Source organism: Pseudoflavonifractor sp. (assembly GCF_050943825.1).
Lineage (GTDB): Bacteria > Bacillota > Clostridia > Oscillospirales > Oscillospiraceae > Pseudoflavonifractor.
In genome coordinates this window covers 42509-59092 of the sequence record NZ_JBMNPX010000007.1, presented here as the reverse complement: position 1 = coordinate 59092, position 16584 = coordinate 42509, and the positions used below count along the sequence as shown (strand labels likewise).

Here is a 16584-nt window from a genome sequence, read left to right as displayed (position 1 = left end):
AGCCATTATACCATTGCAGAGGGGCGGACACAACCCGCCAGAGCCTGGAGGGCTCAGACACAGACGGGGTAATTGCCGGTAAAGCAGCCGTCGCAGAAACCACAGCTGGCCTGGGGCGCGATTTTGTGCAGGCTCTCCAGGCTGAGAAAGCCCAGACTGTCGGCGCCGATCATGTCCCGGATCTCCTCCACCGAGTGGTGGCAGGCGATGAGGTTCTTCCGGTCGGGGATGTCGGTGCCGAAGTAGCATGGGGCGATGAAGGGGGGCGCGGAGGAGCGCATGTGGACCGCCGTGGCCCCCGCCTCCCGCAGCAGGGAGACAATCTGTCGGGAGGTGGTGCCCCGGACGATGGAGTCGTCAATCATGACCACCCGCTTGCCCGCCACACAGCTGGCCAGAGCGCCCAGCTTGATACGCACCGCCTGCTCTCTGCTCTCCTGGCCAGGGGTGATGAAGGTGCGGCCGATGTACCGGTTCTTCACCAGACCCACGCCGTAGGGGATGCCGGAGGCCTCGGCGTAGCCCATGGCGGCGTCCAGGCCCGAGTCGGGCACGCCGATGACCACGTCGGCCTCGGCCGGGTACTCCTGGGCCAGCAGGCGGCCTGCGTTCCGCCGGGCCTCGTGGACTGACTGACCGCAGAGTACCGAGTCGGGCCGGGCGAAGTAGATGTACTCAAAGATGCACATATGGCTGGAGGCGGCCACGCAGTTTTCACGGATGGAGTGCACCCCATCCCGGCTGGCCACTACAATCTCACCCGGCTCCAGCTCCCGCTCGAAGATGGCACCCACGGCGGTAAGGGCGCAGGTCTCGGAGGCGAAGATCACCGCGTCGCCCCGGCGGCCCATGCACAGAGGCCGGAAGCCCCAGGGGTCCCGGGCGGCGATGAGCTTCTGGGGCGACATGACGATGAGGGAGAAGGCGCCACGCAGACCCTTCAGAGCCTGGCACACCGCCTCCTCGGCGGAGGGACAGCGGAGCCGCTCCTGGGCGATGGCGTAGGCGATGAGCTCGGAGTCGGTGGTGGTCTGGAAGATGGCGCCCCGGTACTCAAAGGCGGTGCGCAGCTGGTCGGCGTTGACCAGATTGCCGTTGTGGGCCACGGCCAGGGTGCCCTTGACGTACTTGAGGGTCAGGGGCTGGGCGTTCTCCCGGCGGCTGCCGCCGGTGGTGGCGTAGCGCACATGGCCCACAGCCATGGTGCCCCCCAGCCGGTCCAGAATTTCGGGGGAGAACACCTCTCCCACCAGGCCCAGGTCCTTGTGAAAGGCCAGCTCACGGTCCTGAATGGTGGCGATGCCGCAGGCCTCCTGTCCCCGGTGTTGGAGGGCAAAGAGACCGTAATAGGTGGTGCGGGCGCAGTCTCCGGCAGGGTCCAGCACACCGAAGACGCCGCATTCCTCATGGATTGACACGAAAATATTCTTCCTTTCTGAAAGGGGATGGATGAGCACGGAAACGGTGCTCAGACACGACAATCAGCCCTCCGGCCGGGCCGCCATGAGAGGCAGCCCGGCCGTGAGGGCGGAGTGAGGTGTTTTAGAGAAAGCAGAATGGATTACACGTAGAAGAGTAGGTCGCGGTAGGTGGGGAAGGGCCAGTGGGCGCGGTCCACCAGCAGCTCCAGCTGGTCGGCGACGGCACGGGCGGCCTCCATGGCGGGGAGGACAGTCTCGGCGCAGTACCGGGCGCTCTCCTTCACAGACTCGGGCACAGCGGTCACGGCCTTATCCAGGGCCTCGGTGCGCTCCATAAGGGCGCTGGTCTTGCCGGTGATGGTGCGGACCAGGGCGATCTCGCCGTCGGCGGAGACGCCGATGGAGCCCTTCACCGCCGCGCCCTGGGCCACCTGGGTGGAGTAGGCCATGCAGGCGGGGATGATCTGCTTGTGCAGGATGTCCAGGGAGGTTCTGGCCTCGATGAGGATGGTCTTGGCGTACTCCTCCTGGGCGATCTCCTGGCGGGAGTGGATCTCCTCCATGGTGTAGATGCCCTGGGAGGTGAAGAGGGCCACGTTTTTCGCGTCGTCGAAGTGCTCCAGGGCCTCGGGGGTGTTGTGCAGGTTCATCAGACCCCGGCGGGCGGCCTCCTCGGGCCAGTCGGCGCCGTAGCCGTTGCCGTTGAAGAGGATGAGGCTGTGGGCGGACAGCTCCCGGCGGATGAGGGCGGAGAGGGCGGCGTCGAAGTCTTTGGCCTGCTCCAGCTCCCCGGCGTACAGCCCCAGGGACTCGGCCACGGCGCAGTTGAGCATGATGTTGGGGCAGGCGATGTTGAAGGAGGAGCCGGGCATGCGGAACTCAAACTTGTTGCCGGTGAAGGCAAAGGGGGAGGTGCGGTTCCGGTCGGAGTTGTCCAGGGGAATGGGGGGCAGGGCGGTGACGCCGATGTCCATGCTGCCGGGGGCGGCGTCGCTGTGGCCGGTGCCCTGAATGAGAGCGCTGATCACGCCGGACAGCTCGTCGCCCACGTAGACGGACACGATGGCGGGCGGCGCCTCGTTGCCGCCCAGGCGGTGGTCGTTGCCGGCGCTGGCCACCGAGATGCGCAGCAGGTCCTGGTACTCATCCACGGCCCGGATGACGGCGGTGAGGAAGAGGAGGAACTGGGCGTTGTCCATGGGGGTCTTGCCCGGGTCCAGCAGGTTCTCGCCGGTGTCGGTGGACAGGGCCCAGTTGTTGTGCTTGCCCGAGCCGTTGACCCCCTCAAAGGGCTTTTCGTGGAGCAGACAGACAAAGCCGTGGCGGTTTGCCACCTTCTTCATCACCTCCATGGTCAGCTGGTTCTGGTCGGTGGCCAGGTTGGCGGTGGTGAAGATGGGGGCCATCTCGTGCTGGCTGGGGGCAACCTCGTTGTGCTCGGTTTTGGCGTAGATGCCCAGCTTCCACAGCTCCTCGTCCAGGTCGGCCATGAAGGCCTTCACCCGGGGCCGGATGGAGCCGAAGTAGTGGTCCTCCATCTCCTGGCCCTTGGGTGCGGGAGCGCCGAACAGAGTGCGGCCGGTGAGGATCAGGTCGGGGCGCCTGGCGTAGTCGGCCTTGTCGATTAGGAAGTACTCCTGCTCAGGACCCACGGTGGCGGTGACCCGGCGGACCTCCTTGCCGAAGAGCTTGAGCACCCGGGCCGCCTCGCGGCTGAGCACGTCCATGGACCGGAGCAGAGGGGTCTTTTTGTCCAGGATCTCGCCCCGGTAGGAGCAGAAGGCAGTGGGGATGCACAGGGTGTCGTCCTTAATAAAGGCGTAGGAGGTGGGGTCCCAGGCGGTGTAGCCTCTGGCCTCAAAGGTGGCCCGCAGGCCGCCGGAGGGGAAGGAGGAGGCGTCCGGCTCGCCCTTGATGAGCTCCTTGCCGGAGAACTCCATGATGCCGGAGCCGTCCCCGCAGGGGGAGAGGAAGGCGTCGTGCTTCTCGGCGGTGACACCGGTCATGGGCTGGAACCAGTGGGTGAAGTGGGTGGCGCCCTTTTCCACGGCCCAGTCCTTCATGGCGGAGGCCACCACGTCAGCCACCGCCGGGTCCAGGGCTTTGCCCTCCTTGATGGTGCGGCACAGGGCGCGGTAGGCATCCTTGGTCAGGCGCTCCTTCATCACGGACTCGTTGAACACCATGCTGCCAAACAGCGCGGGAATCTTCTTCATAACACTCACTCCTTAAATTTGTGCCCGAAATATGCAAAAGGCGCCGCGGCATCTGCCGCAGCGCCTTTGCTGCCATATTGCTGGATTGTACAGGGAGAATAGCCCGTTCCGGCATCCTTGCCGTCAGGGAAGGGAAATAAAAAAAGAAGATGCTCCACCCATGGGGGTCGGAACACCTTCGTTCTCAACTGATAGCGTAAGTATAGGAGCAATGCGGTCATTTGTCAAGAGAAAATTTTCGCAGGCCGGACATTTGTCCCGGAGAGACGGAGCCGGAGGCGTTGGCCTCCGGCTCCGGGTTAATCACTCAATATGCACGTGGTTGTGGATGTGCTCGGAGCAGTAGCAGTAGTAGCCGTTGCACTTGGAGCAGTAGCGGAACTCTTCGTCGGGGTAGTCGGTGTCGGTCTTGCCGCAGACAGCGCACTTGTGGATGTACCCCTTCTGCTGCTGGGCGTGGCGGGTGGCCTGCTTGAAGTTGATGGTCTGGCGGGAGGTCTGGTGCCTGGCACGGCGGAAGGTACGTGTGCAGAACTCCCCAATGTCCGACCAGAAGAAGAGAACATAGTTGAGGATGGCAACAACGGGCGGGATGACCATCACCAGCATGATGGGCCCGTAAATCACGGTATACACCAAGCCCTTGCCGATGCCGAAGAGGAAGAAGGCCGCGTCAATCCAGGCCAGCCACTTGGCCTTCAGGGGGATGACGAAGAAGAGCAGGATGGTCAGGTCGGGGAACAGGGTGGCCATGGAGAAGAAGAGGGACATGTTCAGGTAGTCCGCGCCGTACAGGATGGGGATAGAGGTGGTGAAGCCGCCCAGAAACAGGGACAGGATCAGACTGGACAGGATATTCATCAGCACGCCGGTACCGTAGAACACGGTGAACTTGGTGCTGCCCCACTCCCGCTCCACCGCTCTGCCGATCCACCAGTACATATACAGTGAGAGGATGAACCAGAATGGGTTGTCGTTCAGGGGGATAAAGATAAAGGTGATAAGCCGCCACACCTGGCCGTGGATGATATGGTAGAGATCGAAGGCCAGATAATTGGAGATGGGGAAGGGACCGAACTGGTCCAGAATGTAGACAATGGCGGTACCGATGACAATGTACATCATCAGGTTGGGGATGGCCAGCCTGGGATGCTTTCTGCAGAAGCGGTCAAACCAGCTGTCAATGGAGCGCAAGGCAAGTCCTCCTAACAATCAAATTGTGCTGTGCATCATTCTACCCGCTTTTCTTCGAGAAGTAAATAAAAAATCTGTGAACATTCTTCCACCGGGAGGAAAAGTATGTTAAACTGGAAAAACCGACAAAACACACCTTGAGGAGGCATATGCCATGAGCGTGGTAAGAGATATGTCCCTGGCCGAATCCGGCCGCAGAAAGATCCAGTGGGTACGGGATTTTATGCCCGCCCTCAGCGGGATTGAGGCCCGTTTTGAGAAGGAGAAGCCCTTTGCCGGGCTGCGGGTGACCGTGTCCGTCCACCTGGAGGCCAAGACCGCCAACCTGGGCCTGGTGCTGGCCAAGGGCGGCGCTGAGGTGCGGCTCACCGGCTCCAACCCCCTGTCCACCCAGGACGATGTGGCCGCCGGTCTGGCCAGCCTGGGCGTGGAGACCTTCGGCGTCCACGGCGCCACGGCAGAGGAGTACGAGGACCATCTGGTCCAGGCACTCTCCCACAAGCCTCACCTGATTGTGGACGACGGCGGCGACCTGGTCCATCTGCTGGGCGGCAAGCGGGCCGACCTGGCGGAGAACCTCATCGGCGGCTGCGAGGAGACCACCACCGGCATCCTGCGCCTGCGTGCCCGGGAGCGGGAGGGCATCCTGCCCTGCCCCATGATGGCGGTCAACGACGCCAAGGCCAAGCACTACTATGACAACAAGTACGGCACCGGCCAGTCCGTGTGGGACGCCATCATGCACACCACCAACCTCATTGTGGCGGGCAAGACCGTGGTGGTGGCCGGCTACGGCTGGTGCGGCAAGGGCGTGGCCATGCGGGCCAAGGGCATGGGCGCCGACGTGGTGGTCTGCGAGGTGGACCCCTTCAAGGCACTGGACGCCACCATGCAGGGCTTCCGGGTGATGAAGATGGACGAGGCCGCCAAGATCGGCGACGTGTTCGTCACCGTCACCGGCTGCAAGGACGTGATCACCCCCGCCCACTTCGCCGTGATGAAGAACAACGCCCTGCTCACCAACGCCGGTCACTTTGACTGCGAGGTGGACGTGGCGGGTCTGGCCAAGATGGCGGTGAAGCGTGAGCTGCGCCGGGACAATATTGAGGGCTTCACCCTGCCCGACGGCCGTGTGCTCAACGTCATCGGTGAGGGCCGCCTGGTGAACCTGGCCGCCGGAAACGGCCACCCCGCTGAGATTATGGACATGTCCTTTGCCGTCCAGGCCCTGGCGCTGGAGTGGCTGGCCAAGCATCGGGACGGCCTGGAGAAGAAGGTCTACAATGTGCCCGATGAGATTGACGACCAGATTGGCCGGGTGAAGCTGGCTGCTCTGGGTCTGTCCATTGACACCCTGACCCCCGATCAGGTGGAGTACCTCAACGGCTGGAAGGCCTGAGAATTTTGAATCCCCGCTGCCGGAAAACCGGCGGCGGGGATTTTCTGCTTGACAATATCGAACATCGATAATACAATGAGAGCGGGAAGAATAACGATATTCGATATACGGAGGTGAGACCATGGCACGGGAAAAATTCCGCACCCTGACGGAGCAGATGTTCTATATTCTGCTCAGTCTCCAGAACGAGTGCTGCGGCATGGACGTAATGGAGCGGGTGGCGGACATGACCCAGGGCCGGGTGGCAGTAGGGCCCGGCACCCTGTACAACCTGCTGGAGGAGTTCGCCAGGGCGGGCATGATCCGGGAGACCAAAGTGGAGGGCCGCAGGCGGAGCTACCTTATCACCCCGGCGGGCCGGGCAGCGCTGGCGGCGGAGTATGAGCGGCTGGAGCGCCAGGCGGCGGACTACCGCCAGTACCGGCTGGAAGAGGGAGAGGAGGACGGCCATGGGGAACTTGGAATACAGGCCGGAGCCGTTCCTGTACTATGACGGCGAGGGGATCGCGCGGCATCTGGAAAAAATGGCGGCCAGGGGCTGGCGGCTGGAGAAGGCAGGTCCTTTCTTCTGGCGCTATCGCCGGGCGGAACCTGCCGGGGTGCACTACGCCGTGACCTATTTCCCCGAGGCGTCGGAGTACAACCCCTATCCCACCGACAGCCAGGAGGAGTTCTATGACTACTGCCGGGAGGTGGGCTGGAACCTGGTGACCGAGTGGGACCGGATGCAGGTTTTCTCCACCGAGCGGGCCCATCCCATCCCCATCGAGACCGACGAGGCGGCCCGGGTGAGGGTGATCCACAGGGCCATGCTGCGCAGGTTCCTGCCTGCCAGCCTGCTGAGCCTGGGCCTGGAGGGGCTCATAGCGGTACTCTCTATTGCAGCCATCCTGCAAAATCCAGTGGCCAATCTGTGCCGTCCAGCCGGACTGCTGCTCACTCTGGCCTGGGTACTGGTGGGGCTGAGTACCTTTCTGAATCTGGCGGGCTACCTGGTGTGGTACCTACGGGCCAGGAAGGCGGCAGAGGCAGAGGAGCGGCCTGCGGAGGAAGCGGGGTGGTTCCGCGCCCTGACCATTGCGGTGGCGGCGCTGGGTCTGATGGCCGTTCTGGCGGCGCTGGGCACGGCCGTGTCGGCGGGCACTCCGTGGCTGGGCGTGTATGCCGTCCTGATGTCGGCCGTCTGCATCGGGCTGGTGGCGGCGGTGAGAGCATTCATGCGGCGGCGGGGTGTGGAGCGCGGGGAAAACCGGAAGCTCACGCTGGCAGTGGCCGCCGCGCTGCTGCTGGTGATCAACATCATTCCGAGGGCGGTCATCGGGGGCCAGCCGGCGGAGCTGCACATCGTTGACCGGGCCGCCCTGCCCCTGGTGCTGGCGGATCTTCAGCAGGGGGAGCCGGGTGCATTCACATACAGTTGGGAGACGTCGCGCTCCCCACTGGTGACCTATGGCGCGGGGTGGCAGCGGGGTGTGACGGTCGGCGGTCCGGTCCAGCTGGAGTACCAGGTGGTGGAGGTGCACCTGCCCGCCCTTTTCGACCTGTGCCGGAACAGCTATCTCAGCCGCTATGACAACCGGTACAGCGCGATTACCGAGCTCCACTTCCGGCCCCTCAACGACCCGGCCTGGGGCGCCGACGAGGTGTGGCAGGTGTGGGACAACGAGGGCCCCTGGCCTTACTATCTGGCGTGTAAAAACGGCCGGATTGTGTGGCTCATGGCCGACGATTTCCTGACGCCGGAGCAGACGGACATTGCGGCGGAGCACCTCTTTGGCGGGACAATTTAGGGGAACTGTGTACTTGGGGCCAAGAAAACCGTTGACAAACGGGGAAAATCTGATACAATACATTTCGCAAAAGTGAATACGCCTTATCAAGAGCGGTGGAGGGAACGGCCCGATGAAACCCGGCAACCTGCGCATTGCGCAAGGTGCCAAATCCGGCGAGAGAATCGAAAGATGAGGATGGAACTGACTCCATGCGCTCCGCCGGCCGGCGGAGCGCTTTTTCGTTCCGGACCATCCCCGCGCAAACACAGAAAGGAAGAATGTACTTATGGCACACCATCTCTTTACCTCTGAGTCCGTTACCGAGGGACACCCCGATAAAATCTGCGACCAGATCTCCGACGCCGTGCTGGACGCCATCCTGGAGAAGGATCCCGAGGCCCGTGTGGCCTGTGAGACCACCGTCACCACCGGTCTGGTCCACGTGATGGGCGAGATCTCCACCCACTGCTATGTGGATATCCCCCACATTGCCCGTGAGGTCATCCGGGAGATCGGCTATGACCGGGCCAAGTTCGGCTTTGACTGCGACACCTGCGCTGTCCTCACCTCCATTGACGAGCAGTCCCCCGACATCGCCATGGGCGTGGACAAGTCCCTGGAGGCCAAGGAGGGCGGCGCCGACGCCGAGCTGGAGAACGGCGCTGGTGACCAGGGCATGATGTTCGGCTACGCCTGCGACGAGACTCCCGAGCTGATGCCTCTGGCCATCTCCCTGTCCCACAAGCTGGCCTACCGTCTGGCCCAGGTCCGCAAGCAGGGCCTGGTGGACTACCTGCGGCCCGACGGCAAGAGCCAGGTCACCGTGGAATACGACGAGAACGGCCAGCCTGTCCGGGTTGACACCGTGGTCATCTCCACCCAGCACAGCGCTGAGGCCACCCTGGAGCAGATCCGCAAGGACATGGTAGAGCTGGTCATCAAGCCCACCATCCCCGCCCAGCTGCTGGACGAGAACACCAAGTACTACGTTAACCCCACCGGCCGCTTCGTGGTGGGCGGTCCTCAGGGCGACTCCGGCCTCACCGGCCGCAAGATCATCGTGGACACCTACGGCGGCAGCGCCCCCCACGGCGGCGGCGCCTTCTCCGGCAAGGACCCCACCAAGGTGGACCGCTCCGCTGCCTACATGGCCCGCTATGTGGCCAAGAACATCGTGGCCGCCGGTCTGGCCAAGAAGTGCCAGATTGAGCTGGCCTACGCCATCGGCGTGGCCAAGCCCGTGTCCGTCCTCATCGACACCTTCGGCACCGGCACCGTCTCCGACGAGGCCCTGTCCGCCGCCGTCAGCAAGGTCTTTGACCTGCGGCCCACCGCCATCATCCGCAAGCTGGACCTGCGTCGCCCCATCTACCGCAAGACCGCGGCCTACGGCCACTTCGGCCGCACCGACGTGGACCTGCCCTGGGAGCGCACCGACATGACTGAGGCCCTGAAGGCCGCCCTGTAAAACCCCCGGAACAGGAAGAAAAGCGTAGACAAAGGCAGAAGTTTACGGTAAACTATATGGGCAGACGCCATGCGTCTGCCCATATCTTATGCTGAACACAGGAGGCCGATTGACGTGCTGAATGTCCTCTATCTCCTCAACTTCGCCGGTAAGGCCGGGACGGAGCGATATGTGGAGACCCTGGTGAAGTACCTCAACCACAAGCATATCCGGGCCTTTTTCGCCTACAACCAGGGGGGCCTGCTGGTGGAGCGGATGGAGGAGGCAGACGTCCCCATCCGGCAGATCGACATGAACAGCCGCTTTGACTTCAAGGCGGCCAAGGCCCTGGCCAAGCTGTGCCAGGAGTGGAACATCGACGTGATCCACTGCCACTACCTGCGGGAGCACTACACCGCCCTGCTGGCCAAGCGGTACAACAAGCACATCCGGGTGGTGTACACCAACCACTTTGTGCTGGAGAACAACGCCATTACCCGGCTGTCCAACAAGTGGATGGACAAGCGGCAGGACCAGATGATCGCCGTGTGCAACCTGGGCAAGCAGCAGCTCATCCGCAACGGCTGGAGCGGAGACCGGATTTCCGTCATCTTCAACGCCGTGGATCCCGCCGCCTGGGCAGGGGACCGGAGCGAGTCCACCCTGCGGCAGGAGCTGGGTATCCCGGAGGACCGGTTTGTCATGCTGTGCGCCTCCCGCTTTGCCGACGACAAGGGCCACCACTATCTGCTGGAGTCGGTGAAGCGGCTCAAGGAGATCTCCGACGTGTCCTTCACCCTGGTGCTGGCGGGAGACGGCCCTCTGCTGGAGGAGCGGAAGGCCCAGGCCAAGGAGCTGGGGCTGGACGACTGCGTCAAGTTCATCGGCTTCCGCAAGGACATCAAGAACCTGTACAAGGCCAGCGACCTGTATGTCAACTCCTCCCGGCACGAGGCCCTGTCCTTCCTCATCATCGAGGCTATGGCCGCCGGACTGCCCGTGGTGGTCACCGACATTGCCGGCAACCCGGACATCGTCAATGACCAGACCAACTGCGGCCTGCTGGCAGAGTACGACAACCCGGAGTCCATGGCGGGCGCCCTCAAGCGGATGATGGAGGAGCCGGAGCTGCTGGCCCGCTGCCGTGCCAACGCGCTCAAGGCGGTGGACGACCGCTTTGAGGTCCACAAGATGGCGGAGGCCACCTTCCGTATCTACGAAAAGGCGGCCAAGGGGTAAAACCTGCCGCTCAGTTACAATTTTTCCACAAGATTGGAGCCTATGTCTATGTCTGTCGCACAAAACAGTGCCCTGGTCCGCTTTTTTATCGCCCTGTGGGCCGTCCTGAGTGACGGCTGGGCGGAGAGCGTGCCCGGGAAAATCCTCCGGCGGATCGAGATTGCCGTCCGCCACGGCGTGGAGGGCAGCGTCCTCTGGCAGTTTGTCTGGCGGGACGGCCGCCTCCCGGGCGGCTGGCCGGGAAGCCTGACCTGCCGGGTTGTTACCTTCATTATCAACATTCCCTGCATGATTGTACAGTGGCTGTACAAAATCTGGAAGAACGTGTGGGACGGCAGCATTGCCTTCCGCATCGCCTCCGCCCTGGGCGGAGCCACCTTCGTGTTCCTGGGGCTGTCCATGCTGCTCATGCTGGTGGTGGACCACAACAACTGGAACAACGCCTACACCCTGCTGTGCATGTACGGCGTGATGATGCTCTTCCTGGCCGGCTGCATGGCCCGGCCCAAACACCGGCTGGACCTGGACAAGCTGGGACCCTACTACACCCTGTTCATGGCCTTTGTGTGCTATGGCTTCCTCACCAGCCTGGGCACCGACTTCTCCTCCGGACTGGTCAGCGGCATCACCGGCAGCCTGTCCTGGCGCTTCTTTGTCTTCCACGCCATCGCCTTCCTCATCACCCTGCTGACCGTGAGCTCGGTGCAGAAGGTGGAGCAGCTTCAGCTGATGCTGGTCATCTCCCTGCTCGGCCTGACTGTATCGGCTCTCTACGGATGCTACCAGGGCTATATCGGCGTGGAGGTGGTACCCTCCCAGCAGGATCTGATCCTCAACGCTGGCATGCCCGGCCGGGTCTACTCCTTCTTCGATAACCCCAATAACTTTGGTGAAATCCTGATTATGCTCATGCCTTTCCTGCTGGCCCTGCTTCTCAACGCCAGGGGCTGGCGTGGGAGAGTGCTGGCCCTGGCAGCTCTGGCGATCTGTGTGGTGGCTATCGGTCTGACCTACTTCCGCACCGGCTGGATTGCCATGGTTCTTGTCATGGCCGTGTTCCTGATCCTACAGAACTGGCGCTTCCTGCCTCTCTTCATCGTGCTGGGTCTGCTGGCGCTGCCCTTCCTGCCTGAGAGCATCATGAACCGTATCCTTACCATCGGAAACATGAAGGACAGCTCCCTCCGATACCGCTTTGCCATCTACGGCAATACCACCTACCTCCTTGAGGACTACGGTCTGCGGGGCGTGGGCCTGGGTACCGACGTGATGCGTCAGGTGTTCAGGGTGTACCCCACCATGTATGACGGCAACTACCCCATCCACACCCACAACAACTATGTCCAGATGTGGGGCGAGCTGGGCTTCTTCGGCGCCCTGACCTATGTGGCCATGGTGCTCCACCAGCTGAAGGTGGGCGTCAAGACCTACTATACCTGCACGGACCGCCGGATCAAGAACATCCTCTCCGCCGCCGTGGGCGCCTTCTTCGGCATTTCGGTCATCAGCGTGGCCGAGTACACCTGGTTCTACCCCCGCAATATGTTCGTCTACTTCTTCCTCTTCGGCGTCATCGCCGCCTGCGTCAAAATTGCCCGCGCCAAGGAGAGCGCGGAGGCATAACTCCATCATCCATGAAAAGCCCGGGCCGACGGCCCGGGCTTTTTATTTTACGTTTGGAAGTGAAAATGCTGGAATTGTCTCCTAAATGTTGTGAAAGTGTGAGCGAGGCGCTGCTTTAACGGATAAAATTACTCCAAACAGTGGGAACAGCTCACGGAATATGATAATTTTTTGTCTGATTCCGTCGAGAAAAGGGGTAATTTGCTATGGCAAGAAAAACGGTTGAGCGCGGCATTTCCTACGACGATGTCCGGAAGGCATACTATGTCTACATGGACTATGGACGGGACGAGGAGGGACAGCGGGTCAAGAAGTACAAGACCTGCGCCACACTGGCGGCAGCCCGGCGGGCTCTGCGGGAGTTCCAGAGCGAACTGGAGAGCCGGCGGCAGGTGACACCACGAGCACTGACCTTGGACCAGTGGCTGGAATACTGGATGGAGGAGGTCATCCGGCCTAACCGGGCGGAAACCACCATCTACGGCTACCGGAAGATCATCGACAACCACCTGTCCGACGCTCTGGGGGATATTCCGGTACAGAAGCTGACGCCCCGGCACCTGCAGGAGTACTACGCCATGCTGATGCGGGACAAGGGACTGTCGCCCAACACAGTCCGGCGGCATCACGACCTGCTCTCGGCCGCCCTCCACACAGCGGTGCGGCAGGACATTATACTCCGCTCTCCCACCGAGCGGGTGGAGCCGCCTCGGGTGGTGACACGGGAGGTGGGCTACTACGGCCCTGAGGAGCTCAAGAAGCTCTATGCCCTCGCAGAGGGGACCAGTCTGGAGCTTATCATCCGGCTGGCGGGGATGCTGGGCCTGCGGCGGGAGGAGATCTGCGGCCTCCGGTGGTCCAGCGTGGACTTTGCCCAGCGGAGAATCCATATCTGTGCCGCCCGCACTGCCGCTGGGGCGGAGATTATCCAGAAGGAGACCAAGAACCGATCCTCCAACCGGGTGTTGCATATGAGCGACGAGCTGGTGCGGCTTCTCCGCCGGGAGCGGGCCAGACAGGCGGAGAACCGGCTGGCCCTGGGGGACAAGTGGGAGGACTCGGGGCTGGTGGCGGTGGACCGCATGGGGCACCCGCTGTCCCCCAACGCCGTCTCTCTGGCCTTCACCCGGTTCATTCGCCGCACTGGACTGCCAAAAATCACCCTACATGGCCTGCGGCACACCTTCGCCACCGTGGCCTCCGCCCAGGGGGCGCCTCTTTTTGATATCGGCAAGGCTCTGGGGCATTCCACCCCTGCCACCACCGGACGGATTTACACCCACCTGCTGGACCAGAACCACGAGGCCACCCTGGACCGGGTGGCGGCGGCGCTGAAATAAGAAGACGCCCCCGGGATATCCCGGGGGCGTCTTTGCACATAGCGCTCAGGACACGGAGGTGACCTGATAGCCCTCGTCCTCCACGGCCTTCTTGAGGACGTCGTCAGCCACGTCGTGGGACAGGGTGACCACGGCGCACTTGCCCTCCACGTCGGCCACGGCGGAAGTAACGCCGTCTAGAGCGGAGAGGGCCTTCTCCACGTGGGCCTTGCAGTGATTGCACATCATGCCTTCAATTCCGAGCTTCTTTTCCATGGTGATCGTTCCTTTCTCAGTGATTTCTTTGGACTCATTATGTTGGGGGACAGCGGTGTCCCGGGGCGTGGGCTTGAAGAACTTGAGCCGCAGGGCGTTGGTCACTACGCACACCGAGCTGAGGCTCATGGCCGCGGCGGCGAACATGGGGCTGAGCTGGAGGTGGAACAGGGGATAGAAGGCACCGGCGGCCAGGGGGATGCAGATGATGTTGTAGAAGAAGGCCCAGAACAGGTTCTCCTTGATGTTGCGGATGGTGGCCTTGGACAGCCGCACCGCGTCCACCGCGTCCATCAGGTCGCTCTTCATCAGCACGATGTCCGCCGATTCGATGGCCACGTCGGTGCCTGCGCCGATGGCCAGACCCACATCCGCACGGGCCAGTGCGGGGGCGTCGTTGATGCCGTCGCCCACCATGGCCACCTTCCGGCCCTGGGCCTGGAGGGCGGACACGGTCTTTTCCTTGTCCTGGGGCAGAACCTCGGCCACAATCTCGTCCACACCCAGGGCCTGCCCCACTGCCTGAGCAGTGCGGCGGTTGTCACCGGTGAGCATGACCACCCGGATGCCCAGGGCCTTGAAGCCCGCCACAGCGGCGGCGCTGGTGGGCTTGGCGGTGTCGGCCACTGCAACCACACCCAGCAGGCTGCCGTTTTCCGCGAAGTAGAGGGGGGTCTTGCCCTGCTCCGCCAGAGCACCGGCGGAGGCCTCAAAGCCGGACAGGTCCACGCCTGCCTCCTCCATCATGGCCCGGTTGCCCGCCAGCACGGGGGCGCCATGGAGCAGGGCGGTGACGCCCCGTCCGTGGATGGCCTGGAAGCCTTCCACGTTCACAAGGGGGATGTTCCGGTCACCAGCCTCGGCCACAATGGCCTGGGCCAGGGGGTGCTCCGAGGGCTGCTCTAGGGAGGCGGCCACGCACAGCAGCTCCTCCTCGGTGACGTCGGCGGCGGTGAGACAGTCGGTGACCACCGGAGAGCCGCTGGTGAGGGTGCCCGTCTTGTCCAGCACCACCGTGTCGATGGTGTGGAGGGTCTCCAGGGCCTCAGCGGACTTGATGAGAATGCCGTTTTCAGCGCCCTTACCGGTGCCCACCATGATGGCCACGGGGGTGGCCAGGCCCAGGGCGCAGGGGCAGGAGATGACCAGCACGGCCACACCGGCGGTGAGGGCGGAGGTGATGCTGCCGCCGGTGGCGATGAGCCAGATGACAGCGGTCACCAGGGCGATGCCGATGACGGCGGGGACAAAGACACCCGCCACCCGGTCGGCCAGCTTGGCGATGGGGGCCTTGGAGGAGGCGGCCTCATCCACCAGGCGGATCATCTGTGCCAGGGTGGTATCCTCGCCCACCCGGAGGGCTTTGAAGGTGAAGGAGCCGGACTTGTTGATGGACGCGGCGGCCACCTTGTCCCCCGGGCCCTTGTCCACCGGCAGACTCTCGCCGGTGAGGGCGGACTCGTCCACAGCGGAGAAGCCATCGGTGATGATGCCATCCACCGGGATGCGCCCGCCGGGCCGCACCACAATCAGGTCGCCTACCACTACTTCCTCTACCGGAATCTCGGTCTCCACACCGCCCCGCAGAACCGAGGCGGTCTTGGGGGCCAGGTCCATCAGGCGGGTGATGGCCTGGCTGGTCTTGCCCTTGGAGCGGGTCTCCAGGAACTTGCCCAGGGTGATGAGGGTGAGAATCATGCCGGCCGACTCAAAGTACAGGTCCATGGACCACTTGTTTACCAGGTCCGTATCTCCGTGGCCCAGACCCCAGCCGATGGCAAACAGGGCGGCCACACCGTAGATGAGGGCGGCGGCAGAGCCCATGGCGATGAGGGAGTCCATGTTGGGCGCACCCTTGAACAGGGTTTTGAAGCCTACCTTGTAGTACTTGTCGTTGACGTACAGAATGGGCAGCAGCAGCAGAAACTGGACCAGGGCAAAGACCATGGCGTTTTCTGTACCGTGGAAGACCTCAGGCAGAGGCCAGCCCATCATGTGGCCCATGGCGATGTAGAACAGGGGGATGAGGAAGATGAAGGACACGATGAGACGGCGCTTCATGTGCTTCAGCTCCGCCTCCATGAGAGAGGGCCCCTGTTGCACGGCGGGGGACTGCTTCCCGGCGGGCAGGGGGCAGGAGGCGCCGTATCCGGCGGCAGCCACCGCTGCCTCAATGGCCTGGGGCGAGGTCTTAGCCGGGTCATACTCCACGGTCATGGAGTTGGACAGCAGGTTTACGTTGACCTCCGTGACGCCGTCCAACTTTCGTACCGCTTTATCCACGTGGGCCGAGCAGGCGGAACAGGTCATGCCGGTGACGTCAAATTTCTGTTTCAAAGGGAACACCACACTTTCAAACGCAGCAAAATAGGAAACAGGGGGATTACTTGAGAATCCGGCCCAAGGTCTGGGTGAACTCGTCGATTTTGGCGGCCCGCTCCTCGTCGCTGGCGGCCTCCTGGACGCAGTGCTTCAGATGGGCGGCCAGAATCTCCTTGTTGGCCCGGTTGAGAATGGCCTCGGTGGCCATGATCTGCTGGGAGATGTCGATGCAGTAGCGGTCATCCTCCACCATTTTCAGAATACCGTCCAGCTGTCCGCGGGCGGTTTTCAGCAGCCGGGTTACGGTTTTCGCGTCGGCCATCATAGCGGACCGCCTCCTTTCTGTTGAACACCCC

12 protein-coding genes and 1 riboswitch are annotated in these 16584 nt (G+C 62.9%); of the genes, 7 read left to right on the top strand and 5 right to left on the bottom strand.

Annotated features, from left to right (window positions below):
- Positions 1 to 53 precede the first annotated feature (53 nt).
- The 3 genes from purF to ACOX7T_RS08215 form a co-directional block, all read right to left on the bottom strand.
- Positions 54 to 1418: an amidophosphoribosyltransferase gene (gene purF / locus ACOX7T_RS08225; protein ID WP_433441667.1), complete on the bottom strand. Its 1365-nt coding sequence runs from the start codon at positions 1416 to 1418 to the stop codon at positions 54 to 56.
- A gap of 143 nt (positions 1419 to 1561) precedes the next feature.
- Positions 1562 to 3637, bottom strand: coding sequence for a glutamine synthetase III (locus tag ACOX7T_RS08220; RefSeq protein ID WP_433441665.1), 2076 nt, complete (start codon positions 3635 to 3637; stop codon positions 1562 to 1564).
- 303 nt (positions 3638 to 3940) lie between these two features.
- A complete protein-coding gene (locus ACOX7T_RS08215; protein ID WP_433441663.1) occupies positions 3941 to 4831 on the bottom strand; it encodes a rhomboid family intramembrane serine protease in 891 nt (296 codons plus the stop codon).
- Between the two features lie 154 nt (positions 4832 to 4985).
- On the opposite strand from ACOX7T_RS08215, the gene ACOX7T_RS08210 reads away from it, so the two are divergent.
- The 7 genes from ACOX7T_RS08210 (at position 4986) to ACOX7T_RS08180 (ending at position 13651) form a co-directional block, all read left to right on the top strand.
- On the top strand, positions 4986 to 6230 hold the full coding sequence (locus ACOX7T_RS08210; RefSeq protein WP_433441661.1) for an adenosylhomocysteinase: 1245 nt from the start codon (positions 4986 to 4988) through the stop codon (positions 6228 to 6230).
- Positions 6231 to 6351: 121 nt separating this feature from the next.
- Entirely contained in the window at positions 6352 to 6723 is a 372-nt protein-coding gene (locus tag ACOX7T_RS08205; RefSeq protein ID WP_433441659.1) for a PadR family transcriptional regulator, read from the top strand.
- Positions 6680 to 8020 carry a DUF2812 domain-containing protein gene (locus ACOX7T_RS08200; RefSeq protein ID WP_433441657.1) on the top strand — a complete coding sequence of 447 codons (1341 nt, stop codon included), beginning with the start codon at positions 6680 to 6682 and terminating at the stop codon, positions 8018 to 8020. The genes ACOX7T_RS08205 and ACOX7T_RS08200 overlap by 44 nt, the downstream gene beginning before the upstream one ends.
- 80 nt (positions 8021 to 8100) lie before the next feature.
- Positions 8101 to 8198, top strand: a riboswitch (SAM riboswitch).
- A 90-nt stretch (positions 8199 to 8288) separates the two neighbouring features.
- On the top strand, positions 8289 to 9470 hold the full coding sequence (gene metK, locus ACOX7T_RS08195; RefSeq protein WP_433441655.1) for a methionine adenosyltransferase: 1182 nt from the start codon (positions 8289 to 8291) through the stop codon (positions 9468 to 9470).
- A 114-nt stretch (positions 9471 to 9584) separates the two neighbouring features.
- Positions 9585 to 10688 carry a glycosyltransferase family 4 protein gene (locus ACOX7T_RS08190; RefSeq protein ID WP_433441653.1) on the top strand — a complete coding sequence of 368 codons (1104 nt, stop codon included), beginning with the start codon at positions 9585 to 9587 and terminating at the stop codon, positions 10686 to 10688.
- Between the two features lie 48 nt (positions 10689 to 10736).
- Positions 10737 to 12311 carry an O-antigen ligase family protein gene (locus ACOX7T_RS08185; RefSeq protein WP_433441651.1) on the top strand — a complete coding sequence of 525 codons (1575 nt, stop codon included), beginning with the start codon at positions 10737 to 10739 and terminating at the stop codon, positions 12309 to 12311.
- 206 nt (positions 12312 to 12517) lie between these two features.
- Positions 12518 to 13651 carry a tyrosine-type recombinase/integrase gene (locus ACOX7T_RS08180; protein ID WP_433441649.1) on the top strand — a complete coding sequence of 378 codons (1134 nt, stop codon included), beginning with the start codon at positions 12518 to 12520 and terminating at the stop codon, positions 13649 to 13651.
- Positions 13652 to 13696: 45 nt separating this feature from the next.
- Here ACOX7T_RS08180 and ACOX7T_RS08175 read toward each other — a convergent pair whose 3' ends face one another.
- Entirely contained in the window at positions 13697 to 16243 is a 2547-nt protein-coding gene (locus ACOX7T_RS08175) for a heavy metal translocating P-type ATPase (protein WP_433441647.1), read from the bottom strand.
- Positions 16244 to 16289: 46 nt separating this feature from the next.
- Complete coding sequence (locus tag ACOX7T_RS08170; RefSeq protein WP_006571435.1) at positions 16290 to 16553, bottom strand: metal-sensing transcriptional repressor; 264 nt, start codon at positions 16551 to 16553, stop codon at positions 16290 to 16292.
- Positions 16554 to 16584 lie beyond the last annotated feature (31 nt).